General features: G+C 36.1%; 20 protein-coding genes. 4 read left to right on the top strand and 16 right to left on the bottom strand.

Translation table 11 applies throughout. The features are described from left to right. Positions 1 to 227: 227 nt before the first annotated feature. Both HMPREF3029_RS08320 and HMPREF3029_RS08315 read left to right on the top strand, forming a co-directional pair. Positions 228 to 1,316 (top strand): YkvI family membrane protein, encoded by a 1,089-nt coding sequence (locus HMPREF3029_RS08320; RefSeq protein WP_070710398.1) that lies wholly within the window; start codon positions 228 to 230, stop codon positions 1,314 to 1,316. 134 nt (positions 1,317 to 1,450) lie between these two features. Further along, complete coding sequence (locus HMPREF3029_RS08315) at positions 1,451 to 2,539, top strand: YkvI family membrane protein (RefSeq protein WP_070710397.1); 1,089 nt, start codon at positions 1,451 to 1,453, stop codon at positions 2,537 to 2,539. Between the two features lie 56 nt (positions 2,540 to 2,595). Here the strand turns inward: HMPREF3029_RS08315 and HMPREF3029_RS08310 are convergent, their stop codons facing one another. The 9 genes from HMPREF3029_RS08310 to hflX form a co-directional block, all read right to left on the bottom strand. After that, positions 2,596 to 2,994: a type II toxin-antitoxin system HicB family antitoxin gene (locus tag HMPREF3029_RS08310; protein ID WP_070457806.1), complete on the bottom strand. Its 399-nt coding sequence runs from the start codon at positions 2,992 to 2,994 to the stop codon at positions 2,596 to 2,598. A gap of 31 nt (positions 2,995 to 3,025) precedes the next feature. Further along, positions 3,026 to 3,211 carry a type II toxin-antitoxin system HicA family toxin gene (locus tag HMPREF3029_RS08305; RefSeq protein WP_070710396.1) on the bottom strand — a complete coding sequence of 62 codons (186 nt, stop codon included), beginning with the start codon at positions 3,209 to 3,211 and terminating at the stop codon, positions 3,026 to 3,028. A gap of 101 nt (positions 3,212 to 3,312) precedes the next feature. Beyond that, positions 3,313 to 4,647 carry a protein adenylyltransferase SelO family protein gene (locus HMPREF3029_RS08300; RefSeq protein ID WP_070710395.1) on the bottom strand — a complete coding sequence of 445 codons (1,335 nt, stop codon included), beginning with the start codon at positions 4,645 to 4,647 and terminating at the stop codon, positions 3,313 to 3,315. Between the two features lie 5 nt (positions 4,648 to 4,652). Continuing rightward, entirely contained in the window at positions 4,653 to 5,867 is a 1,215-nt protein-coding gene (locus tag HMPREF3029_RS08295) for a CynX/NimT family MFS transporter (protein WP_083315021.1), read from the bottom strand. 54 nt (positions 5,868 to 5,921) lie between these two features. Next, positions 5,922 to 6,863, bottom strand: a complete 942-nt coding sequence (arcC, locus tag HMPREF3029_RS08290; protein ID WP_068128083.1) for a carbamate kinase — start codon at positions 6,861 to 6,863, stop codon at positions 5,922 to 5,924. 140 nt (positions 6,864 to 7,003) lie between these two features. Then, positions 7,004 to 8,224, bottom strand: coding sequence for an allantoate deiminase (allC, locus tag HMPREF3029_RS08285; protein WP_070710394.1), 1,221 nt, complete (start codon positions 8,222 to 8,224; stop codon positions 7,004 to 7,006). A 24-nt stretch (positions 8,225 to 8,248) separates the two neighbouring features. Further along, a complete protein-coding gene (locus HMPREF3029_RS08280) occupies positions 8,249 to 9,211 on the bottom strand; it encodes a 2-hydroxyacid dehydrogenase (RefSeq protein ID WP_070710393.1) in 963 nt (320 codons plus the stop codon). 43 nt (positions 9,212 to 9,254) lie between these two features. Continuing rightward, positions 9,255 to 10,496 carry a methionine gamma-lyase family protein gene (locus tag HMPREF3029_RS08275; protein WP_070710392.1) on the bottom strand — a complete coding sequence of 414 codons (1,242 nt, stop codon included), beginning with the start codon at positions 10,494 to 10,496 and terminating at the stop codon, positions 9,255 to 9,257. Next, positions 10,493 to 11,719 carry a GTPase HflX gene (hflX, locus tag HMPREF3029_RS08270; protein ID WP_070710391.1) on the bottom strand — a complete coding sequence of 409 codons (1,227 nt, stop codon included), beginning with the start codon at positions 11,717 to 11,719 and terminating at the stop codon, positions 10,493 to 10,495. Before hflX ends, HMPREF3029_RS08275 begins: the two co-directional genes overlap by 4 nt. A gap of 102 nt (positions 11,720 to 11,821) precedes the next feature. Between hflX and HMPREF3029_RS08265 the strand changes: the two genes are divergently transcribed. Then, complete coding sequence (locus tag HMPREF3029_RS08265; protein WP_068128069.1) at positions 11,822 to 12,313, top strand: thioredoxin domain-containing protein; 492 nt, start codon at positions 11,822 to 11,824, stop codon at positions 12,311 to 12,313. Between the two features lie 22 nt (positions 12,314 to 12,335). Here the strand turns inward: HMPREF3029_RS08265 and miaA are convergent, their stop codons facing one another. The 7 genes from miaA to HMPREF3029_RS08230 form a co-directional block, all read right to left on the bottom strand. After that, on the bottom strand, positions 12,336 to 13,229 hold the full coding sequence (gene miaA, locus HMPREF3029_RS08260) for a tRNA (adenosine(37)-N6)-dimethylallyltransferase MiaA (protein ID WP_070457790.1): 894 nt from the start codon (positions 13,227 to 13,229) through the stop codon (positions 12,336 to 12,338). After that, the gene (locus HMPREF3029_RS08255; RefSeq protein WP_070710390.1) at positions 13,219 to 14,100 is read right to left on the bottom strand and encodes an alpha/beta fold hydrolase; all 882 of its coding nucleotides are present in this window, start codon (positions 14,098 to 14,100) and stop codon (positions 13,219 to 13,221) included. Before HMPREF3029_RS08255 ends, miaA begins: the two co-directional genes overlap by 11 nt. A 14-nt stretch (positions 14,101 to 14,114) precedes the next feature. Beyond that, positions 14,115 to 15,944 carry a DNA mismatch repair endonuclease MutL gene (mutL, locus tag HMPREF3029_RS08250; protein WP_070710389.1) on the bottom strand — a complete coding sequence of 610 codons (1,830 nt, stop codon included), beginning with the start codon at positions 15,942 to 15,944 and terminating at the stop codon, positions 14,115 to 14,117. A 12-nt stretch (positions 15,945 to 15,956) separates the two neighbouring features. After that, on the bottom strand, positions 15,957 to 18,425 hold the full coding sequence (gene mutS / locus HMPREF3029_RS08245) for a DNA mismatch repair protein MutS (RefSeq protein ID WP_070710388.1): 2,469 nt from the start codon (positions 18,423 to 18,425) through the stop codon (positions 15,957 to 15,959). Between the two features lie 346 nt (positions 18,426 to 18,771). After that, entirely contained in the window at positions 18,772 to 19,197 is a 426-nt protein-coding gene (locus HMPREF3029_RS08240; RefSeq protein ID WP_070622233.1) for a YlbF/YmcA family competence regulator, read from the bottom strand. Between the two features lie 58 nt (positions 19,198 to 19,255). Continuing rightward, entirely contained in the window at positions 19,256 to 21,070 is a 1,815-nt protein-coding gene (locus HMPREF3029_RS08235) for an ABC transporter ATP-binding protein (RefSeq protein WP_070710387.1), read from the bottom strand. Then, a complete protein-coding gene (locus HMPREF3029_RS08230) occupies positions 21,063 to 22,784 on the bottom strand; it encodes an ABC transporter ATP-binding protein (protein WP_068128053.1) in 1,722 nt (573 codons plus the stop codon). Before HMPREF3029_RS08230 ends, HMPREF3029_RS08235 begins: the two co-directional genes overlap by 8 nt. 198 nt (positions 22,785 to 22,982) lie before the next feature. On the opposite strand from HMPREF3029_RS08230, the gene HMPREF3029_RS08225 reads away from it, so the two are divergent. Continuing rightward, complete coding sequence (locus HMPREF3029_RS08225) at positions 22,983 to 25,103, top strand: DEAD/DEAH box helicase (RefSeq protein ID WP_070710386.1); 2,121 nt, start codon at positions 22,983 to 22,985, stop codon at positions 25,101 to 25,103. Positions 25,104 to 25,313 lie beyond the last annotated feature (210 nt).

The following is a 25,313-nucleotide window of genomic DNA, read 5'->3' as shown; positions in this document are numbered from 1 at the left end:
TTTAGTCGGATCTTTCATCATATTATCTACCAACCGAAATAAACATTGTTTTCAATGTTTATCTTTTTTATTTGACATTAATGCGCTATCATTTTTCTAATTTCAGAGAAATATTACACTATGTAAATTATGGTTGTTTTATTTAACGTATAGTGTAATATCCTACTTTACATATAATCTACGTTCTGTATAATCGAAAAATGTATGTATAAAAGGGAGATGATACATTGAATATTAAAGAACTCTTAAAGTTTGCGTTCGCATATTGTGGTATCGTCATAGGTGCTGGATTTGCGACTGGTCAAGAAATCATGCAGTTCTTTACTAATGATGGAATTATGAGTTTCGCAGCAATTACGCTCGCTGTTTTAATGGTTACTTTTACATTTAGACAATCAGCAAAAGTTGGTTATTTATATGACGTTGAGTCACATGAGTTACCACTCATAAAATTATTCGGTAAATATTTTGGAACATTTTTAGATTACGCACTTATATTCTTTATGTATGTAACATGTTTTGTCATGATTGCTGGTGGTGGTAGTAACTTAAACGAAAGTTTCGGTATGCCAGTATGGGTTGGATCGATCGTTATGATTATATTAGTGTCTATTACACTGATGTTAGATTTTGATAAAATCATACACTTACTCGGTATCGCAACACCAATTCTTTTAATCATGGTTATCTTTATGACAATTTTCGCATTTATCAATGCAGACCTTTCATTAATAGAAGGTGCGAAATATGCGGATTCTACAGTACCACCTTGGAATGTTTGGTGGATTGATGCAACAGTATACGCTGGACTGATGTACGGCGTTGGATATAGTTTTATTACGATTATGGGATCAGATACGAGACTTTACGAAGTTGTTAAAAGAGGTTCATTACTCGGTGGACTATTCGTTCTAATTTTAATGCTTCTATTAAATGGTGGATTATTATTAAATATGGATATTGCAGTAACTAGAGATATTCCAGCACTCGTCGTAGCAAACGCAGTGCATCCACTATTTGGTTCTATCTACTCTATTGTAATTATCGTACTTATTTACAATACGGTAGTGGCACTTATGTATGCAGTACTCGTTAGATTCACTGAAGCTAAAAGTAAAAAGTATGTCGTACTACTCAGTGTTTTAATGGTCGTTGCGTTCTTATTTACTCGCATCGGATTCGTTGAACTCATTAATATATTCTATCCATTATATGGTTACCTCGGGATTATTATCGGATTTGGGTTCTTCATATTATGGATTAGAAAGAAAATACAACGTTCTCCGTATTACGACAATACAAATAGTGAAGAATAATTATCATTACCTATCCAATTATTTGGATAGGTTTTTTCGTGTAATTAAACGCCCTCAACAAAACAATAACAGTTAATATAATCTTTACATAATTCAACCGTATTATATAATAATCATGTATAGGAGATGGTTTTTTGAATATAAAGGAACTTTTAAAGTTTGCCTTTGCATATTGTGGTATCGTAATCGGTGCCGGATTTGCAACTGGCCAAGAAATTATGCAATTTTTTACAAATAATGGAATGGCGAGTTTCATATCTATTATTTTTTCTGTTTTAATTATGACGTTTATTTTTAGACAAATTGCGAAAGTCGGATACTTATATGACGTAGAATCACACGAATTACCGCTCAATAAATTATTCGGTAACGTGTTCGGACGTATACTTGACTATTCGCTCATATTCTTTATGTTCGTCACGAGCTTTATAATGCTAGCTGGTGGAGGTAGTAACTTAAATGAAAGTTTTGGAATGCCAACATGGGTCGGTACGATTGTATTAATTGTACTCGTCTCAATTACGTTAATGTTAGATTTCGATAAAATTATTAACTTACTTGGTATTGCGACGCCAATTCTTTTAATTATGGTAACAATTATGTCGATTTACGCATTTTCAACAGCAGATATGACACTTTCTGAAGGTGCAACTTATGCGGACTCAACAGTACCACCTTGGAACAACTGGTGGATTGATGCGATCGTATATGCCGGATTAATGTTCGGCGTTGGATTTAGTTTTATTACGATTATGGGTTCTGACACGAGATTATATGAAGTAGTAAAAAGAGGTTCGTTACTCGGTGGATTCTTTGTTTTAATTTTACTTCTATTAGTAAACGGAAGCTTATTACTCAACATGGATATTGCAGTAACTAAAGACGTACCAGCATTAGTTGTCGCAAACGCTGTGCACCCAATTTTTGGTTCTATATACTCGATCGTCATTATCGTACTTATCTACAATACAGTCGTTGCATTAATGTATGCGGTCCTCGTTCGATTCACACGTTTTAGAAGTAAACAATACGTCATTTTACTAGTCGTATTAATGATCGTATCATTCTTATTAACACGTATCGGATTCGTTACATTAATTAACATATTCTATCCATTATATGGATATTTAGGAATAATTATCGCAATCGGCTACTTTGTACTATGGGTGAGAAAGAAAGTTCAACGCTCACCGTATTACGACAATACAAATAGTGAAAAATAAAATAACACTCCTAAATTGGACGACCAGTTTAGGAGTGTTTGTTTATACTGAAAAACTTACTTAACACCAAGTTCTTCTTTTAGTGCACGTTGTAATGTTTGACTAAAATTAATGCCTTTTTCTTTACCTAATTCCACTAGATAATTTGGTAATGTCACCATTTTATTCACTGTTTTGTTTTCTTCTTTTATACGTAAAAGATGAGTATCTGCAACAATTAGTTGTAGTTGTTCATTGTCATTTAATAAAGGTTTTAGTTCAGAAAAATCAGTCGCATTTGGAATATAATCCCCGTCATCCTCCATTACTAACAGGTGCCCCTCTAATGCATCTTTTGCCATATAAATAGCATCCTCAATATCCTCACCAAATGTAAGAGCACCTGGTAAATCTGGAAACCTTACGTTATAGTTTTCATCTTCTTTTTCAAGAATTGCATAATAATGATATTTCATAGTAAGTCCTCCTAATTTATTTGCAAGCAGTCTATAAAAGCCCTTCTTGCTTTAAAATTGAACGCTCTGTACCTCGAGGTAAATCTTTTTTTGGATGAGGCACAGTTACTTTTCCTGGATTTGTATCATGTTTAAAATGGTAATGACTTCCAACGATTTTAACAAGATACCAACCCTCGTGCTCAATCTTTTTAATAAGATCTTTTGATGAACTCATTAGATTTACCTCCTACAACAATTATAATATATGTTATAACATATGTAAAATATTTTGAGAATAAGAAAAGAACTACTTTAGCTCAGTAGTTCTATATCCTCTCACGTTCCACACGTCGTATAAAAGTCGTTGCCTCTCGACTCTTTTAAGTACTCTGGAACGTTGTCATTATATGGTTTTGTACTTGCCTTTAGCATTTCATGTACTTTATTGTAATCCCCATTTATTGCATCTTCTATCGCTTGCTCTACCGTATGATGTCTCGGCACAAACGATGGATTTTTTCGTTTCATTAAGTCATAATCTACGACGTGGTCACGATAATTTGGTGTAAATTCAAGTGTTCCTAAAGCGAGTTGTCTAAACGTATTTGTATAGTCGAGTTGTCTGTGTTCGATTTCCTTTAAAAATTCAATAATCATTTTTCGGTCGTTTTCATCGTTATAGTCAATATCTTCTATACCGATTTTTTCACCCATTAACGTAAACCATTTGCGGTTATAAAATTTAGGGAATTGATCGAGTACGGATTGCGCAATTTCAACCGCTTCTTTTTCATCGTCACTAAATAATGAAATCATTGCCTCTCCGAGTTTGCTTAAGTTCCAGTGCATAATTTTCGGTTGGTTTTGATAACGATATCTCCCGCCCTCGTCAATTTGGCTAAATACTGCGTCTTGATGATACGTTTCTAAAAATGCACACGGTCCAAAGTCAATTGTTGAACCGTCAATCGTTACGTTATCTGTATTCATAACTCCATGCACAAATCCAACACTTTGCCAATGTGCAACGAGTTCGGCTTGTTTTCTTACGACCATTTCAAAAAACATTTTGTATTTTTTGTTATCGTCAATATCTTTTAAATACGGATAATGTCTATTAATTGCGTAATCGACGATTTCTTTTAAATACGGTTCTCCAGCTACCTTGCCAAATTGAATCGTACCAACACGTAAATGAGAATTCGCAACTCGGATTAGTAACGCGGCTGTCTTATCGACTTCTCTTTCAGCAACTTCAGTCGTTTCTAATAACGCTAAACTTCTCGTCGTCGGTATATGAATATTATATAAAAACTCTGAGTAAATGTATTCTTTAATGGCAGCGTCGATCGGCAGTAATCCGTCTCCACCACGAGAATACCTCGTCGGTCCACTTCCCTTTACAGCTATGTCAACAGGTGAATTGTCTAATAATGTTTCGCCTATTATTATTTGTCTGCCGTCTCCTAAAATAACTGGGTTACCAAACTGATGACCAAAATAACTTTGAGAAAATGGTGTCTCTTGATTATTAAATAAATCTGATGCACTTTTAAAGTCGAATTTACGACCTAACGGTACGTTAAATAGTTTCTCTTTAAAATCATAATGTAGTGGTGTATGAGTTTCATAAAATATTTCACTGTTATCTAAATATGTGTAGCTATACATATAATCTACCTCTTTGTAAAAATCGTTTCTTCGATTGTTTTATCTTCAGTGGCAATAATTAACGTTATAAATACCATTATACTTAACAGAATGAAAATATAAATATTAACGATTTCGTTTTGAATCTGATCTTGAATCATACCCATTAAGAGTGGCCCGCTCGCTGCGATAATGTAACCGACTGACTGAGAGAATCCGGACAACATCATGCTCCCGTCATATGTATTCGCCTTTAAAGAAAATAGAACCATACATGTTGAAAAAGCCGAACCTGCACCACTACCAATAAGAAGCATCGCAATTAGTAATACGATATTTTGTTGAACGAACATTAAACTAAAACCTGTAATGAAGCATATAAATATAATAATGACTGGTATTCGTTTATTTTTTACACTTTCAACAAATTGAGGGAAAATAAACGCAATCGGGACTTGAATAAACTGTGCGAACATAAAGTAGTATCCCGCAGTTTTAAATGTCAACCCTTGTGCAACTAAAATTGTCGGAACCCAAGCGACGACGCTATAAAAAATCATAGATTGTAAACCGAAGCTAAGTGCGAGACCCCACGCTATTCTCGATTTTGTTATGTCTTTCACAGTGAGTGTAGGTGTATTCTCATCGACTCCTTTAGTATGATAAGTCGGTGCTTTTAATTGTTTAATCCAAAAAACAATCGCTAATAGAGCTAAAATAAGCCAAATCGATAACGATAATTTATAGTCATATCGACTCACCTCTGATAGTGGAACAGATAAACCACCTCCAATACCCGCCATACCGTTCATTACAGCACCGTATAAGCCAGTGATAAGACCAATATGAAGCGGGAATTTTAGCTTCACATAACTCGGAATCGTCACGTTTCCAACTGCTATACCTAATCCGATAATAATTGTACCTAATATAAACCACTCGACACTCGATAAGTTTCGAATGACGAGACCACATAATATAAAAATTAAAGAATAAAATATAATCAAGTTAATAGAATATTTTCGTACGAGTCTCGGTATAAATGGTGACGCAATACCAAATATTAAGAGTGGTATCGTCGTGAGAAGTCCTGCGACTGTATTCGAAATATGTAATGAGGCTTTAATTTGATCGACTACAGGACCAACAGCTGTAATTGGTGCACGTAAAATCGATGCAACGAACATCAATGAAATAATTAGCATCCAATGCTCTTTTAAATCATATAATTTTCCACTCAATAGTATCCTCCTTAAACTAGAAAAACACAGCCAATAATTGGCTGTGTAATTATATTATAACGTAATATGAGTACCCGCTTCACCTGCTAATGCTTTAACCGCATCAGATAATGAACAAATAATCGATTCTTTTCCTTCACCTGATTTTGCAAAACCAATTGCTGCCTCTACTTTAGGAAGCATTGAACCTGACGCGAAGTGACCTTCTTCAATATATCGTTCCATTTCTTCGACAGTGACGCGTTCTAATTTTGTTTCGTTTTCTGTACCGTAGTTAATAAGAGCGTTCGGTACATCTGTTAAAATCATTAACTTATCTGCATCACTTTGTAGTGCAAGTTTAAGTGCTGAACGGTCCTTATCGATTACAGCGTCCACTCCGTGAATGACACCGTCTTCGTCACGCCAAACCGGAATACCCCCACCGCCTGAAGAAATAACGATCGATTGTTCAGAAAGTGTTTTAATTTCTTCGACACCGTGAATAAGTTTTGGTTCTGGAGATGGCACGACGCGTCGATATCCACGTCCTGCGTCTTCTTTCATGTCGTATCCGAGTTCTTCTTCCATACGTTTTGCTTCTTCTTCAGTGAAGAATACGCCGATTGGTTTAGTCGGATTTTGAAACGCTTCGTCGTCTTTGTCAACTTCAGTCATCGTGAGTAATGATACGACGTTTTTGTCGATATTTGCTTCTTTCAGCTTGTTTTTTAGTGCTTGCTCAAGCATGAATCCAATCATGCCTTGTGATTCCGCACTACTTACAAATACTGGCATCGGTTTAATGTCAGCTTTAGCCGCTTCATTTTGAGCAATAATAAGACCAACTTGAGGTCCGTTACCATGAGTAACGATAATTTCGTGTCCTGCTTTGATGAGGTCAACCATACTCGTCGCTGCGCTATACACGTTTTCGTACTGGTTCTCGTAAGTTGGCTCTTGTTTTGGTTGTAAAATTGCGTTACCACCTAATGCTAAAACTACTTTTTGACTCATTCATACCACTCCTGATTAAATATTTAATTGATGCCATATGGTCACTCACATTTGACGTAAGATTTAATTTATACAGCATTTTTATTTTATCAAAACTTTCTTTATGAATAAATAAGTAATTTTAGTGATTTCATATCTTTTTAATACGCTAATTTATACAACGCTTTTGCTAAAACTTCAATCCCTTTAACTAAATCTTCAATATCTGTGTCTTCTTCGACGTTATGAGATAATCCACCGATAGATGGTACGAACAACATACCTGATGGTACAAACTGTGAAAATATTTGTGTGTCATGACCTGCGCCTGAAACCATAAACTTATAGTTCCCTGATGTTACTTCTTTTGCAGAATCTTCGATCGTTTTTATAATTTCTTCATTCATCAATGTTGGTTGTTCATCTAAATGAAGTGTAATCGTCGCTTCTAATCCATTTTTTGTAGCAACTTCTTGAATCGTATCTTCGACAATTTTACTAAAGTGATTTAATTCCTTTTCGTCTATATGACGCGTGTCTACACTAAATTCAATTTCACTTGGGACAACGTTCGTGACATTTGGAACGAGGTTTACTTTACCAAACGTAATGACAAGTGGATCTCCAATCTCTTTAGCTTTCTGATTTAGTCTTTGTACGATTTCGCTAAATGAAACAACTACATCTTTTCTATAACCCATCGGTGTTGTTCCAGCATGGTTTGCTTCATCTTTTAAGTTTATGTAATATCGTTTAAAACCAACAATACCTGTAACGACACCGATTTGTTTTTGTTCTTTTTCTAGCACTTGACCTTGCTCAATATGAATTTCTATCCACGCTTTAATGTCGTTTCGTACTGAGTCGTCTGTTCTAAAGTCAAAACCTGATTGTCTCATCGCATCGACAAAATTAACGCCTTCAGAGTCTGTAAGTCCTTTTACAATTTCGTTATCTTGAATGTTAAAGAAGTTTTTACTGCCCCAAAATGCAATTGGGAACCGGCTACCTTCTTCTTCAGCGAGTGCAAGTACTTCAATATTTTTCTTAGGTTGACCATATTTTTCTTTTAAGTAAAGAATCGCTGTAAGTCCGGCGAGAATTCCGTATTGCCCGTCGAGATGACCACCTTCAACGACAGTGTCGATATGAGATCCCGTTAAAATCGTCTCATCGCTATTTACTCCAACGAGTTTACCTGAAACGTTACCGATTGAATCTTGAACGACTTCTAATCCGTTATTATCGAATTCTTCAATGAGGGCATTAACGGCAGCCTTCCACTCATCTGTATATAATAATCGTGTAATCCCATGTGGTTCTAAACCACCAAAACGAGAAAATTTTTCATCTAACTTTATAAACGTTGAACGAATATCCATATATCATGCCCCTAATTCAATCATTTAGTTCATTAAGTTTTGAGGGTTTCCTTCTAAAAACTTAATCGTATTTTCAAATGCGATTTTTGCTCTTAACTCCATCGCTTCATCTGTTAAGAATCCGACGTGTGGTGTTAATACTGTGTTTTTTGCATTTAATAATTTGTAGTCCCCTGGAATTGGAGGTTCCATATCATATACGTCGATTCCTGCTCCAGCGATTACATCGTTATTTAACGCATCTGCTAAAGCATCGTTATCAACGACTGGTCCACGCGCACAGTTAATTAAAACGGCACTTTCTTTCATCTTTTCAAACTCTTCTTTACCGAGTAAATGATGCGTATCTTTCGTTGCTGGTACGTGTAAAGTAATGATGTCTGACTGTTTTAACATGTCATCTAAGTCCATATACTCCATACCGAGTTCTAATGCTTCAGGTTTTTCACTCGAGCCGTTATACGCGATTAAGTTCGCTCCAAACGCTTTAAATAGCTTTGCAGTTTCTAAACCGATTTTACCTGTTCCGATAAAACCAACTGTTTTTCCTTTAATTTCTCTACCTTGGAAAGCACCAAGGAAGTTTTCAGCTTTTCTCGTATCACTGTCTCCTTCAGTGATTTTTCTGAATACGTCTAACGTTAAACCGACCGCGAGTTCAGCAACAGCTGTATTAGCATAACCTGCAGCGTTACTTAAAAGAACTTTTTCTTTCGTATTTGCGTCATCTAATTCCACGTGATCGACACCTGTAAATGCAACGTTAATGTATTTTAAGTTCTCATTTTGTTCGATTGCTTCTTTTGGATATGGATTGTTCGCAATCATAATAACGTCAGCGTCTTTACTACGCTCGATTAATTCATCTTTATCCGTCGTTTTCTCGTTGTAATACACAAATTCGTGACCTTTTTCTTTAATCGGTGCTGCGAGTTTTTCCACCATTTCGTCCGGTATGTTTAGAGGTTCTAATAATTTAACTAACATAGTACCATTCTCCCTTCACAATTCGATATACCCTTAAGCGTTTCTATATAATCCCTTTCTCACTCCAGTGAGTAAGAACTTTTTCTAACGCGTATTTAACGTGCTCGTATACTAAGCCACCTTGCATAAATGCGATATATGGTTCCCTCACTGGCCCATCTGCAGATAATTCTAAAGATGCACCTTGTATAAATGTTCCTGCTGCCATAATGACTGGATGTTGATAGCCTGGTATTAAATCTGGAATCGGTAAAAATTTAGAGTTTACAGGACTCGCGCTTTGTACCATTTGTATAAATGAAATCATTTCTTCTTCAGTGTTAAACTGAATGCTTTGTATTAAGTCAGTACGTGTTTCATCGAATAGTGGATCTGTACGATACCCTAATTTCGTTAACACGTGACTCGTGAGTAGCGCTCCATTTAAACTTTCGATTACAGCGTGTGGCGCCATAAATAATCCTTGGTACATATCGAGTAATACTTCTAGTGACGCACCCATTTCTTTACCGATACCTGGGACTGTTAACCTGTAACTAACACGTTCAATTAAATCTTTACGACCAACGACGTATCCACCCATTTTAGCAAGTCCACCACCTGGGTTTTTTATTAAACTTCCAGCAGCGATATCCGCACCGACTTCAATCGGTTCTCTACGTTCTACAAATTCACCATAACAGTTATCGACAAATACGATAATATTTGGATGACGTTCTTTAATCCTTTTTATAACCGCTTCAATTTGTTCGATCGTTAACGATTTTCTCGTCGAGTATCCACGTGAACGCTGAATACCGATTACTTTCGTATTGTCTTTAATGTTGTTTAAAATCGCATCGACATCGAACGCTTTATCGTCAATTAAATCGACGTAATTAAAATCAATACCGAGTGCTTTCATACTTCCGACGTCTTCCTCACTATCTCCGATCACTTTCTCTAACGTGTCGTACGGCCAACCCGTAATGTATAATAACTCGTCACCACGTTCTAATAACGATAAAAGACTGAGAGAAATCGCATGTGTTCCTGAAATAATTTGCGCGCGTACTAGCGCATCTTCTGCTTTAAAAATATCTCTATAAATGTCTTCTAATTTGTCACGACCCGTGTCGTCATACCCGTAACCGGTAGTTCCAGTAAAGTCACTTTCCATGACGGAGTGATCGTTAAATGATTGCATCACTTTTTTAAAGTTGTCGTATGCAATTTGTTTATTCTGTTTTACAAGTGGTTCTATTTCTAATTCTGATTGCTTAATAATCTCTAATGCGTGTGTCATTGTTTCTCCTTTAAAATCTCTTGAACGATACTCATATCTTTTGTGTATCCTTCAATTTTGTAAACTTCTAAAGACTCGTCAAACGCTTCTTTCGTCACGTACGTTCTTTGTTTTAAATCATACAATTCGTTGATTTTACTCGGTTCAATATTTCTATTATACGCTTCATAATGCATTTTTATTCCGTCTTCTAAACAGTTTAACAGCGTACGTTTTTGCATAAATTTATTGACGATAAAATACATTTCCTCTGTCACATAATTTAAATTCGGATTTAAGTCACTTTTATTGAATAGTACAATGACCGGAATGTGTGACATATCGAGCTCTTTTAATAGAGCGATTACCGTATTAAAATGTGCGTCGATATATTTTGAGTTGTTATCGATGACGTGAATTAAAAAGTCACTGTCTCGTGCCTCTTCTAATGTAGATTTAAAACTTTCAACGAGTGTCGTCGGTAATTTTTGAATAAACCCAACCGTATCTGTCAAAATCGCATTAAACCCGTTTTGAAATCCTAACTTTCTCGTCTTCGGATCGAGTGTTGCAAATAATTGGTTAATTTCTTTCGTGTCCGCTTCAGTAAGTGCATTAAACATCGCTGACTTCCCAGCGTTCGTATATCCAATCAAACTAAATTTAGTGACATTACTACGATTTCTTTGATCGCGGTAATTTTGTCTCGTATTTTCAATCGTCTTTAGTTCTTTTTTAATCTCTTTAATTCGTCTATTAATATGTCGTCGGTCGGTTTCTAATTTCGTTTCACCAGGACCTCTCGTTCCGATTCCCCCACCAAGACGAGATAAGTTAATACCTTGTCCTCGAAGTCTCGGGAGTAAATACTCAAGCTGAGCGAGCTCGACTTGTAGCTGTCCTGCTTTCGTATTTGCACGTAAACTAAATATGTCTAAAATGACTTGTGTTCGATCGAGAACAGACGTATCGAGTATACTTTCAATATTTCTATTTTGTGATGCTTTAATTTCATCGTTTACGATGACGTAATCAAGTGTGTCATACATCGCTTTAACTTCTTCTAAAAAGCCACTTCCGACATAGTAACGTGTGTCGACTTCTTGGCGATTTTGAATGTGCGTATTTAATATATTAATGCCGATAGATTCAGCTAAAACCTTTAATTCAGATACTTCACTTTCAATGTCTTCAGTCTCTTTTGTATTGACGGCGATAATGATGCCTGAAAATTGTTGCTCCAACTTGTGTCACCTCCAAATTTTAAAAAATATTATCTGTTTTGTGTTTAACGTCAGTGTTTTAAGTGAATATAAGTAAGGCGAATAGATAAGGGTGATAATTAAATGGTACGTGAGTTTTACGATTTAAAAACAAGAGATATCCATAAAAACTTAATAAAAATGTCCGATTATAAAGATCATGTTGTACTAATTGTTGCGATGGCGAGTAATATCGACCGTTTTAATGATTTAACGATGCTAGAGAAACTCTACAGCAACTTAAAAGATCAAAGATTAGAAGTTCTTCTATTTCCTACAGATCAACTCGATGAAAAAGAAACACTTCGCTCTACTGAACTCGACCATGCGTTACATCAAGCATTGGCCATCGATTTACCGTTAATGGAAAAAGTAGATGTAAAAGGTGATACGAAACATCCGATTTTTAGTTACTTAACTGAAGGTAAATTTAAAATGTTTAAAAACGATGTGAAACGAAACTTTACGATGTTCGTCGTTTCTAGAACAGGTGAAATCGTTAAGCGACTCAATCACGATGTGAATTACGAAAGTCTATATAATATAATCGAACCATACTTAGAAGAAAGTGTATAGTAAAAGTCTCATTGATTTATGATCAATGAGACTTTTTTATGAATGTCTCTATTCTCTCAAATATCTCCGCTTCATCAGTACCGACTTTATACCATTCCACACTCAATTTATTTCTTAAATATGTCAATTGACGCTTCGCGTATCGTCGTGAATCTTGTTGAATATCTTCGATTACCTTATCTAGCGATTTTTTTCCGTTAAAATAATCGATGAATTCATGATAACCAATTGCTCCAAGTGCTGTTTTAGATAAGTCATACGTTTCAAAGAGGTTACTTACTTCTTCTTCAAGTCCTTCACTCATCATCGTTAAGACTCGCTCATTGATACGTTCGTATAAGACATCTCTATCGTCATATAATCCGATAATTAACGCGTCGTATTTTTCTTCAGTATCATGTGACGGTTTCGCACCTAAATCATGTTTTACGAGTACACGTATCATACGTTTACGATTGTTAATATGAACGTCTTCATTTAATGCTTTTACTTTCTCATACAATGCTTCACTAGAAAACGTTTCGTAATACTGTACACGTGCTTCTTTCTCTTTATGGTCTTCATCGTCAAACTGAAAATCGTTAATAAGCGCATGGATGTAAAACGCAGTACCTCCAACGATAAATGGAATATTATCGTTTTTATATTCACGTTCCATTAACTCTCTGACTCTCGTTTGAAATTCTTTTACAGAAAATTCTTCTTCTGGTGATAAAATATCGATCATCTCATGGCGAACACCGTCCATCTCTTCACGAGAGATTTTACCAGTTCCGATATCCATCCCTTTATACACTTGCATCGAGTCGCCACTAATGACGTTTAAATTAAATCGTTGTGCGATTTTTATAGACATATCTGTTTTACCAACAGCAGTCGGCCCGACGAGACAAATTACTTTTTGTTTACTCTCCATCGATTACCGTGTCCATCCACTCTAAAATCATACGGTAGACGTCATTTTTAATATCTTCGTTTAAAATTTCATGACGATATCCTTCGTATAATACGGATTTTGTGTGTAATCCGTGCGCTTTTAAAGTCGCATCTAGCACTTCAACGTCTCTACCGTTATGACTAAATGGATCATCTTTACCGCTAATTAACAAAAAGTTTGTGTCTTTACTATAGTGTCCAATAACTGCTTCACTATTTACTGCAAAAATCGCATTGTTCACAGCTTTAAACGTATTAATCGATACCGGATGACCAGATAATGGATCTTTGTTGTAGTTCACGACGTTTTCATAGTTTTTGCTAATCCATCTATTTCTCGCTGTTCCTTCCACTTGACGATCAAATCCAGAAAATGCGAGACGATTAATAAATAAGCTCTTAGCGTCTGGTAATACTTTAGCGACACCGTTAACGAATGCTGTTTCAATCATCTCCATTGGCGACGTACGATTACCTGTTCCTACAATGATTGCACCCGCTGGTTGAATGGTTGAGAGTAATAATCTTAAAACGATACTCCCCATCGAATGACCGATTACAAATTTCGGTAAATCTTCTGGAAGTGAATCGTACACGTCTTTTGCGTCTCGAACGAGCGTTTCAAAACTTCCGATTTCTCCGCGATTCCCATTATCTCTTGAACCGTGTCCGTTATGATCATATACAACACCGTATATGTCGTGCTCTTTAAAAAAGTTTAAAAGATAATCATAACGTCCACTATGCTCTGAAATTCCGTGAAGGAGTAACATCGCAGCTTTTGGGTTTTCTGGTTCATATACTTTTACGTCAATCGCTTCATTTCGCGTATAGACGAGTTGTTGTTTCATTTAATAAACACCTCTTACTTCATAATACGATTAAACATTTTTTCAATTTCATACGTCGTCCACTTAATGATGACAGGTCTACCGTGTGGGCATGTATATGGTGACTTACACTTTGATAAATCATTTAATAATGCACGCATTTGTGTTAAATCTAAATAATGATTCGCTTTAATCGATTGTTTACAGCTCATCATAATCGACATCTCTTCACGGTATTTATTGACTGAAAACTCATCAGTATTCGAGATAAAATCAATGACTGACTCGATATCTCCTTCTGGATCGTCTTTTAATATCCACGACGGATATTCTGTCACTGTATATTGCTTAATACCCGTTTTTTCAATATTAAAGCCGAGCGCTTTTAAATCTTTTAGTTTTTCATCGATTCGAATGACGTCGTCATATGAAAACTCAAAGTGATATGGTAACAGTAAAGGTACACGCTCATCACTATTTTGAATGTTTTCATAGAAATACTCATACTTAATACGCTCTTGTGCAGCATGTTGGTCCATTAAATACATACCTTCATCGTTTTGCATGACGATATATGTGCCGTGAATTTGTCCGACGATTTCTAAATACGGTAATTTTGAATCGTTATAATCATCATACGACTCACGTGAATGACTCATATGCTCTTCTATTGGCGTATTCACATACGATACTTCATCTCTTTTTTCCGTATTAAAATCAAAATTATTTTGAGTTTTGCCTTCTTTATTCGAAAATATATTTTCCCTTTTATACTCGTTAAACGTATTGTCAAATACTGGACGTGATGAAAAATCAAACACGTTTTGTGTCATCACTGGCTTTTCAGTTTTCTCACGCGCTTCAATTTCTGGAATGAGACGTTCAGAACGTAGCTCTTCACGAATCGTCTGTTCGATTAATTGCTGTAACTCTTTTAACTTAGACAGTCGGACTTCAGTTTTCGCTGGATGGACGTTGACGTCTACGAGTTTTGGATCCATGTCGATATTTAATATGACGACTGGATATTTATCTTTTGGTAATAATGTATGATACGCTTCAACTACACTTTGTACGAGTCTAAAATCTTTAATAATACGTGAGTTGATCGCAAGGTTAATATAGTTTTTGTTACTTCTCGTAATTTCTGGTCGAACGATAAACCCTGATAATTTATAATCCGGAGTTTTCGCTTCTACTTTTACACTATGTCTCGCGACATTTAGTCCGTACACATCAGAAATGACTTCTTGTAAATTTCCATTTCCTTTTGTATGAAAACGGACTTTACCGTCAAATGCTAATTTAAACTGAATATGCGGATGGTTAAAACTAAAACGCTGCATAATATCGATAATACGACCCGCTTCAGTTTGTAAACTCTTTATATATTTATAACGTGCTGGTGTATTAAAAAATAAGTCTTCAATCGTAACGACTGTCCCGACACGTGATTTTCCATCGGTGTAATTTACTTCGCGACCACCACTATACTCGAGTTTAAACGGTTGTCTATCTTTACGATAACTTTCAACTGTCGCTTTAGACACCGCTCCAATACTCGCAAGTGCTTCGCCTCGAAATCCCATCGAACGAATTTCAAATAAGTCATAGTCTTCAGCGATTTTACTTGTTGCATGACGCTCAAATATTAAACGACTATCTCTGTCGTCAATACCTTCGCCGTTATCGACGACACGTATCATTTTTAGTCCGCTCTCTTCAATAAACACTTCAATCGAAGTCGATTTCGCATCTATAGAGTTTTCAACGAGCTCTTTAACGATCGAACTTGGACGTTCGACTACTTCACCAGCCGCAATCTTATTTTGGATAACTGGATCTAGTACGTGGACTCTCTCCATATAATCCCCTCTTTACTTTAGTTCGTCTTGAAGTTCACTCAGTAATGTCAACGCTTCTATCGGTGACATATGATTTACGTTTAATGCTTTGATTTTTTCTTCTACAACACTAAACGTTTCTGTGTCTTCTTCTAACGATAATTCAAGTTGTGTGACGTCTTCTTTCTTATCGTAGTTCGCTTCTTCTAAACGTTTTAAAACTTTTCTCGCTTCAATCGTCACTTCTCTTGGAAGGTCTGCGAGTTCTGCTACTTGTATACCGTAACTCTTTTCAACTGCACCTTTTTCCACCTTATGTTGGAACTCAAGTTTACCGTTCTTTTCTGACGCTTTAACGTGCACGTTCATTAAGTGATGCAGTGACGCGTCTAAATTCGTCAGTTCATGGTAGTGCGTTGAAAATAGTGTTTTCGCACCGATATGATTATGAATATACTTTAACATCGCTTCAGCGAGTGCCATGCCGTCGTACGTACTCGTACCTCTTCCAAGTTCATCAAATATAATTAAACTATTTTTTGTCGCGTGTTTTAACGCATCATTCGCTTCCATCATTTCTATCATAAATGTTGATTTACCACTCGATAAATCGTCACTCGCACCAATTCTCGTAAATATTGCGTCAAATACAGGTATCTTACATGATGATGCTGGTACGTTCATACCGATTTGCGCCATAATTGTAATCATCGCAACTTGACGCATATACGTACTTTTACCACTCATATTCGGTCCAGTAATTAAATAAATAAACGTATCGTTATCCATAACGACGTCATTTGGTACGTACGTTCTTTCTCCGAGCATCTTTTCAACGATTGGGTGTCTTCCATCGATAATTTCTAATTTCCCGTCCGTAAACGTTGGTCGAACGAGTTGGTGCGTATTAGATACGTCTGCAAAACTAATTAAGCAGTCAAGTATAGACAGTTGTTCACTCGTACGCTGTAGTCTTGCCGTGTGTAATTTGACGCTGTCACGTAACTCGACGAACATTTCATACTCTAAGATGACACTTTCATCTTCTGCTTTTAGTATTTTATCTTCCATTTCTTTTAACTCTGGCGTAATATAGCGCTCTGAATTCGTTAACGTTTGTCTACGGTCATAACCAAAGTTTTCAGCGTTAAATGTCGCTGCTTGTCCTTTTGAGATTTCTAAAAAGTATCCGAACACTTTGTTAAAACCGATTTTCATATTTTTAATGTTCGTTCTTTCTTTTTCCGTTTCTAAATAATTTTCTAACCACTCTCTTGAGTTATGTTGTAAATCTCTTAACTCGTCGAGCTTTTCACTAACACCTGATTCAAAAATATTACCTTCACGAATCGTCTTTGGTGCGTCAGATTTTAATACTTTTAGCATTGAGTAGACGTCACTTAACACGTCAAAGTCTTTAAATAACACATTATCAATTAAACCAATCGATGAAAGTAATCGGTACACGTCAGGTAAGCCTTCTAAAGAATCTCTAAGTTCTACAAATCCTTTTACGTCGATATTTCCAAAACTCATTCGACCTGTCAGTCTTTCGATATCATAGACGTTATTTAACGCAGCTTTTATATCTTCACGCTCGATAAAATTGTCGAGTAACACTTGAACGACGTCTTGACGGTTTTTAATCTCATTAACGTCGATGAGTGGCGATTCTATTAAACGCTTCAGTTTACGTCGCCCCATCGGTGTTTCTGTTTGATTTAAGTACCAATATAACGATCCTTTTTGCTTTTTAGTTTGAAGATTTTCAACGAGCTCTAAGTTACTAATCGTCGACTGAGATAACTTTAAATGTAAGTCGACATTGATCTCTACAATATCTTTTAAATGTGTTAGTTTTTGTTTGTTTTGAGTTTCTATATAAGATAGTAACTGTGTATGAGCATTCTCTTCACTATGTTCTACGACAGTGATTAACGGTGGATCTGTAAACATGTTTTTAAGTACAGTTTCTCCGTCATTTGTCGTCACGATTTCTCTCGCATTTATACGTGATAATTGAGTGTTTAACGTATCTGTGTCTTTCGTTTTAAATTGATACATATCACCCGTCGAAATATCTCCGTAAACGACTTCGTACGTATCTTTATTTACATATAGTGATAAAATATAGTTACTTTCATCTTGTTCGATACCAAAATCATCGATTAACGTTCCCGGTGTAATGACGCGAACGACTTCACGTTGCACCATACCTTTTACGAGCTTTGGATCTTCCATCTGTTCACAAATCGCGACTTTATGACCTAAGTTAATGAGTTTTTCAATGTAGCGCGTCGCAGAATGATGCGGTACCCCTGCCATCGGTACTTTACTCGTTTTATCTCTCGCAGTTAACGTAATTTCTAACAGCTTAGCCGCTTCAACTGCATCGTCATAAAACAACTCATAAAAATCACCAAGTCTAAAAAATAAAAAGGCATCTTGATAGTTTTCTTTAATCGATAAATATTGTTTCATCATCGGAGTAACGTTCGACATATACACTCATCCTAACCATTAATATGACTTAAATTATACCATGAAAAAAAGAGTGGCTCTAGCCACTCCCTTACTCAACGTCTTTACTTATATTATTCACTATATTATTTTCGCCTATTAATTAGTTTGATAATTAAATAAACAACAAGACATAATATCCCTATATTTATTAAAAGTGAAAACGGAGCTACAGCAGCAACTATCATAATACCCCTCCTATTGTATTGTTTTATACATTAGTTCTCTAATACTTTTTAACCTTTCTATTAAAAAGTATATTAGCATATTATGAAAGCGTTTAAAAGTATTTTTTTACAAGAAAAAAAGAGTGGCTCTAGCCACTCCCTTACTCAACGTCTTTACTTGCTTTATTGTTCATCGCAGCACCAGTTTCACCTTCTAAGTGATCTCCACCTGTACGCTCGATAATTTCATATGTCACTGAACTACTAATCGCGTGTGACACCATTTGTAAAATGTCGTTTACATTTTCTTGCGCATCGATAAATTGCTGAACGATTGGCATATCGTCAAGTTCTTTTTCGAGTACGTCAATTTTTTCTTGTGCAAGTTCATATGCACGTGTTTTCCCGTAACTTTGGAAGTTTACTGCCTGTTGTTGTAGTGAACGTAAACTTGCCATCTTTTCACGGATTTCTTTATTTTCGTGAATTTTCGCCTCTGCCTTTTCAAAGAATTTTACTTCTTCAGTTTCCGAAATCATTTTACCGACTTCTTTTGCAGCTGCTACAATTTCATCTTTAGTTGCCATTATAACTCACCTTTTATTTTTAGTATGTCACTATTATAAAGTATATCATTGAATATTACTATCCGTTCACCATTTTATAATATACACCTTTTTGGTCGAGGAGTTCTTTATGACTTCCGGATTCAATAATTTCACCATGCTCTAATACGATTAAACGGTCGACTGCGCGCACTGTATTTAATCGGTGTGCGATGATTATAGACGTACGACCTTTCATTAAGCTTTCTAATGCTTCTTGAATTTTTAACTCTGTAATCGTGTCGATACTTGAAGTCGCTTCGTCGAGTAATAATATGTTCGGGTTACGTATAAACGCACGTGCGATTGATATAAGTTGACGCTCTCCGACAGATAATGCATGATTTTCTCCGTCGATCACTGTGTCATATCCATATTCAAGTTCCATAATAAAATCATGAGCGTTCGCATTTTTACATGCTTCGATAATTTCTTCATCAGTCGCGTCTAGCTTACCGAATCGAACGTTTTCTTTAATCGATGCGTTAAATATAAACGGATCTTGTATAACGAACGCACTGTTTTCTTTTAAGACGTGTCGCTTATAGTTTTCGATGTTTTCTCCGTCGATTAAAATCTCACCTTTGTCAACTTCGTAAAATCGATTCAATAATTGTACGATCGTCGTTTTACCAGCACCTGTTGAACCGATTAACGCAATCGATTCACCTGGCTTGATGTCAAACGATACATCGTTAATTGTCGGACGCTTTTGATCTTTGTCGTAACTAAATACGACGTTTTTAAACTCGATATGACCGTTTAAATCTCTATCTGTAATCGTACCGTCATCTTTTTCTGTTTCAGTATCGATAATATGGAATACACGTTCTGCCCCTGCGATTGCAGAAAGTACTTGGTTAAACTGGTTCGCTAGATCTGCGAGTGGACGTGTAAATTGTCTCGCATATTCAGCGAATACGACGATAATACCAACTGTTACAGTATCTGTCGTTAGTGCGAGTATCCCACCGATACCTGCAACGATTGTAAAACTTAAGTTGTTTAACATGTTCATAATTTTAGGAATCATACCACTGTAAAGGTTCGCCCAAAATGTGACGTCACGTAAGTTTCTCGTTCTCTTTTCAAATTGATCGATAACATAATCTTCTTGAGAGAATGCTTTAACGATTTCTTGACCAGAAATTACTTCTTCGATATAAGCGTTTAACTCCCCAGTACTTCTTTGACGTATTCTATATAACGGACGCGTACGGTTTGTTATATACTTTACCAGAACAAATAATAACGGAATGATTGTAAGCGTAAGTATTGTAAGTAACGGGCTTAGGTACAGCATGACTGAAATTGTACCGATAAGTGTAATTACAGATGTCGTAAACTGTATGAATGAGGAGTTTAACGTTTGAGAAATTGTCTCGATGTCGTTTGTCATACGACTCATTAACTCCCCTTGTTGACGTTTATTGTAAAAGTCGATCGGTAAATACTGCATATGATTAAATAATCGATATCTCATATTAAATACTGTACGTTGACTCGCACCAACCATAATAAACGACTGTGCTAACGTCGAAATACTATGAAGGACATATACACCGAGTAATACGAGTAATAGAGTTACAAACCCATCAAACTCTTTTGGTACGAGATAGTTATCGATCGCTCGACCAACTAAAAACGGACCGATGATACCGAGTAAACTCGTAATGACAACGATAATTATTACGAGTAATACTTTGTAACGTTCATCTCTCATAAACTTCCAGAGTCGCTTTAACGTACCAGACATATTCGATGCACGTTGCTGATTTTTGTTTCCTTTATTGCCAATATCTTCTTTTTTTAATATTGGTTTTAAACCGAAAGGTTCTCTTATAAATTTAATCATCAAACGACCCTCCTGTCTTTTGGCTTTCTACAATCGATTGATATAACTCAGATTCTTTCAGGAGTGAATCGTGTGTACCAATTGCTGATACTTTTCCTTTTTCAAGAAGAAGTATTTTATCCGCAGTTTGTGCCGTTGAAATTTTTTGCGTAATAATAATTCTCGTGACATTTAAATCACTCATCTTTTCCCATAAACTACTTTCAGTCGTTCTATCTAACGCACTCGTTGAGTCATCTAATATAAGGATAGATGGACGCTTTAAAAGTGCACGTGCAATAGATAGACGTTGTTTTTGTCCACCAGATAACTGCACGCCGCGTTGACCGACTTGTGTGCTATATTGATGATCAAAACGAATAATGTTGTCGTGAACTTGTGCTTTTTTCGTCGCATCATAGACGTCAGCTTCTGTCGCAAATTCGTCTCCCCAGAGCATATTTTCAAAAATTGTACCGGTAAATAACACTGCTGACTGCGGAACGTATCCAATGAGTTCTCGTAATTCATTGACGTTCCAATCTTTCACATTTTTACCGTCGACATACACTTCTCCGTGCTGTGGATCATATAGTCTTGGTATAAGATTCACGAGTGAACTTTTACCAGAACCAGTCGCCCCCATAATGACGAGTGTTTCATTTTTATCAACTTTAAACGAGATGTCTTCTAATATATTTGAAACGCTGTTCACGTATTTAAATGTTACATTTTTAAACTCTACAGATGCACCTTCATTGTTATCGATTTTCTTAGCAGTTTCTGCTTCAGTAATATCTGCATGTAACACTTCACTAATACGGTCTGCTGAAGCTTTCGCACGCGTCGCAGAAATAATTAGGAAACTGAACATAGAAAATCCGCCTTGCATTCTTAACGCGTAGTTAATAACAGCGACGACTTCACCGACTTGTACTGAACTCGTCTGTAATAAGTCAGACGATACGTAAAGTACGAGCAGTAAACTTCCGTTCATAATGAGTAAAAGAACCGGTAAGATCGACTCCATTAATCGAAGTCCAAAAATCATATCATCGCGTAGTTTACCTGCAATACCACTAAAACGATTCGATTCATATTCTGCACGGTTATTTACTTTAATTAAAAGCATCCCGCTTAAATTCTCTTGGAAGAAGCGGTTAATCTTATCGAGACGTCTTTGAATACGACTGAAAATAGTCGCTCCCATTTTCGCAACGATATATAAAAAGACGAGTAAAATCGGTGTCAATAGTGTTAAGTAAAAGCCGAGTTTTACGTTCACGACAAATGACATCACTAACGACCCGATAACGAGAAGCGGTGCACGTAGTAATATACGCATTCCCATAAATAGTAACATCTCAGAAATTAAAACATCTTGAGTGAGTCTCGTAATTAGCGTCGAACCGTTAAATTTTGATAACGTCTCTAACGAAAAACGTTGGACACGTCTAAAAATCGCATTTCGTAAGTCATTACCAAATGCATTCGTTGCAAAGCTCGATAAATATGTGTTAAAAATACCGGCAATAGTTGAAATGATCGATGCAAATAACATCAGACCTAAATAAAACCAAACGGTATTTAAATTATTTTCTGCAATCCCGTCATCGATTACCCCCTGGATAAATAACGGCTGAATTAACTCCACCGCAAGCTCTACAAACATAAGTAAAAGCCCGAGGATGATCAGCCATTTATACTTTAGCGCATAACTAAAGACTGTTCGCATAGTGACACCTCTTATTTCGGTTTTCGAATTACTTTAAACCTATTTTAGCACAATTACACTGAACTTACTGATGAAGTAGATTAAATTTTCAAAATCATTCTTTCGTCCGAATCAAAAACGATGATTATAGAATTTTTAACGTGATTCCTATATATTAAAAGTAACTTTTTAAACAAAAATCTAAGGAGTTAATGAGATATGGATGTTCAGTCAGAAAAGTTTCAAGTAGAACAGCTGAAACGTAATATTGAAAATTTTCTAACGCATATTAGTGATGACACAATGAAAACCGCGCTACAAAACATACAGAAAAGACGTGCGGAGAGTGATATTAAAGTTGTCCCGGTAGATGTTTTAATTGATGATAATCGTAGACTCATCACAAGTTTACGTGAAAATAACATTTTCAACATCGGAGATTTAAGACGATTTGATTCGAAGTCTTTACAAATCGTACTCAAAGGGGCCGAACCTGAAGAAGTCGAACGATTAGTAAAAGATAAAGACGAAATGATCCGCGACATTACGAATCATACGTTCCCAAAAATTGATATTGATAATTTAACTCAAGATGCGCGTACATTATTAAATTATTGGTACTTTAATACGACATACAAAAATGAAGTGGAACAGTTAAAAAATGAAACTGTTACAAATGACGCGGAAAATCTATTAAAAACGATGAAGAAAAAACGTGGTATTTTTATGTCGTGGTTTCAATCTTCAGCTGAAAAAGAAAAGATTAACGCGGCGTTTCATCAATTTGAAAAAGTACAACCAGAGCTCAGTCAACTACATAAAGATGTCGATACGCTCTATAGTGATCTAAATAATGAGTTAAAAATAAAAGAAGCATTTATGAATGACAGTGCGTCATTTTATGCATTTATAGAATCTAGAACAGGCGTCTCGTCGAGTCAACACGCAGGCGATTTACCTTCAGTATTAGTTGAAAAAATAACAAACATGGATCTCGACGTATCACTACTTACAGGTGGAACATTACGTCCGTATCAAGCATTCGGAACGAAGTATGCGTTGTATAACAAACGCACGCTAATCGGTGACGAAATGGGGCTCGGTAAAACGATTCAAGCACTCGGAGTGATTACGCATTTATTTAAGGAAAATAAAACGCGCGCATTTGTCATTTGTCCAAAAAGCGTGATGGCGAACTGGGCACATGAAATTGAAAAATGGACGAGCATCCCTGTAAAAATATTTCACGGTGCTAAGCGTGACGAAGCGTTTAACGAATGGCTTGAAACACCGAGTATTTTAATTACAAATCCAGAGCATACGAAAAACATAGATTTCGACGCATTAGATTTTATCGACTGCTTAATTATCGATGAAGCGCATTTAATTAAAAATCCAAATACACAGCGTACAAAAAATGCTATGGCGCTTGCTGAAAAAAGTGAATACGTCATGATGATGACAGGTACACCGATTGAAAACAATTTAAACGAGATGAAGCACTTAATCGGCATACTACAACCTCAAATCATTAAAGAAATCGATAATAATCCACGTATGAATGAACCAGAAACATTTAAGACGATCGTATCACCTGCCTATTTAAGACGTAAACGTATCGATGTGTTAAAAGAACTCCCAGATATAGAATTCATCGAGATGTTTTCTGAAATGAGTCAAAAAGAACGTCAGTACTATAACGACGCTGTTCGAGAAGGCTTACCTGGTCTTATGAAGATGAGACGAGCTGCATTTACTGGTAATAACATCAACGATTCTGAAAAACTCGCGAACTTAATAGAAATTTGTACAGAGGCAAAAGAAAACGGTCATAAGATCTTAATCTTCAGCTTCTTTAAAGATAATTTAGAGCTCATCCATCAAACACTCGGTGCGCAAAGTGCGGGGATCATTTCTGGAGACGTTTCAATGAACGAGCGTCAAGAAATGATTGATACGTTTACACATCGAGAAGCTGGTGCAACGTTAATCGGCCAAATTGACGCAGCAGGTGTTGGTTTAAACATACAAGCGGCAAACATTGTAATTTTATGTGAGCCACAGTGGAAACCTTCGACAGAGCTTCAAGCAATTGGTCGAGCGTATCGTATGGGACAAACAAAAAACGTCATCGTGTATAGATTGTTATCGGAAAACAGTATCGACGAAGCGATCACACAAGTTAGAGATGAAAAACTAAAATCATTTAACCTATACGCAAACGACTCAAGCGTTGCTGATGTCTTTAAAGCTCAAGAAATAGAAATTAATGAAAAAGATATTCAAAAAGAAGCATTTGAAATCGAAAGAAAACGATTAGAAGAGAGTCAGGGTGCATAGATGGAGTTAGAGTTTGGGTTTAATTTTACGCAAAATCGATTTGCGTAAACGAGCACTCAGTTTCGTTGACAATTAGAGCTTTTGCGTCAAATTAATGAGCAACCCTTTTACACAAAAGCGATTTATGTTAAACAATAAAAAATAATTTTACAATAACCCGATTTGCGTAAACGCATGTTCAAATTCGTTAACGCAAAATCTCCAAAACCT

It is taken from the genome of Nosocomiicoccus sp. HMSC059G07, assembly GCF_001815515.1.
GTDB lineage: Bacteria > Bacillota > Bacilli > Staphylococcales > Salinicoccaceae > Nosocomiicoccus > Nosocomiicoccus ampullae_A.
This window is presented reverse-complemented; position numbering and strand designations above follow the sequence as displayed.

Bases quoted from the DNA above. Each gene is read 5' to 3' on its own strand.
- miaA (WP_070457790.1), bottom strand. From the start codon at position 13,229: ATGGAGAGTAAACAAAAAGTAATTTGTCTCGTCGGGCCGACTGCTGTT.
- HMPREF3029_RS08265 (WP_068128069.1), top strand. From the start codon at position 11,822: ATGGTACGTGAGTTTTACGATTTAAAAACAAGAGATATCCATAAAAAC.
- allC (WP_070710394.1), bottom strand. From the start codon at position 8,224: ATGGATATTCGTTCAACGTTTATAAAGTTAGATGAAAAATTTTCTCGT.
- HMPREF3029_RS08280 (WP_070710393.1), bottom strand. From the start codon at position 9,211: ATGTTAGTTAAATTATTAGAACCTCTAAACATACCGGACGAAATGGTG.
- HMPREF3029_RS08230 (WP_068128053.1), bottom strand. From the start codon at position 22,784: ATGCGAACAGTCTTTAGTTATGCGCTAAAGTATAAATGGCTGATCATC.
- HMPREF3029_RS08310 (WP_070457806.1), bottom strand. From the start codon at position 2,994: ATGAAATATCATTATTATGCAATTCTTGAAAAAGAAGATGAAAACTAT.
- HMPREF3029_RS08300 (WP_070710395.1), bottom strand. From the start codon at position 4,647: ATGTATAGCTACACATATTTAGATAACAGTGAAATATTTTATGAAACT.
- HMPREF3029_RS08225 (WP_070710386.1), top strand. From the start codon at position 22,983: ATGGATGTTCAGTCAGAAAAGTTTCAAGTAGAACAGCTGAAACGTAAT.
- HMPREF3029_RS08305 (WP_070710396.1), bottom strand. From the start codon at position 3,211: ATGAGTTCATCAAAAGATCTTATTAAAAAGATTGAGCACGAGGGTTGG.
- HMPREF3029_RS08240 (WP_070622233.1), bottom strand. From the start codon at position 19,197: ATGGCAACTAAAGATGAAATTGTAGCAGCTGCAAAAGAAGTCGGTAAA.
- arcC (WP_068128083.1), bottom strand. From the start codon at position 6,863: ATGAGTCAAAAAGTAGTTTTAGCATTAGGTGGTAACGCAATTTTACAA.
- HMPREF3029_RS08275 (WP_070710392.1), bottom strand. From the start codon at position 10,496: ATGACACACGCATTAGAGATTATTAAGCAATCAGAATTAGAAATAGAA.
- mutL (WP_070710389.1), bottom strand. From the start codon at position 15,944: ATGGAGAGAGTCCACGTACTAGATCCAGTTATCCAAAATAAGATTGCG.
- HMPREF3029_RS08255 (WP_070710390.1), bottom strand. From the start codon at position 14,100: ATGAAACAACAACTCGTCTATACGCGAAATGAAGCGATTGACGTAAAA.
- mutS (WP_070710388.1), bottom strand. From the start codon at position 18,425: ATGTCGAACGTTACTCCGATGATGAAACAATATTTATCGATTAAAGAA.
- HMPREF3029_RS08235 (WP_070710387.1), bottom strand. From the start codon at position 21,070: ATGATTAAATTTATAAGAGAACCTTTCGGTTTAAAACCAATATTAAAA.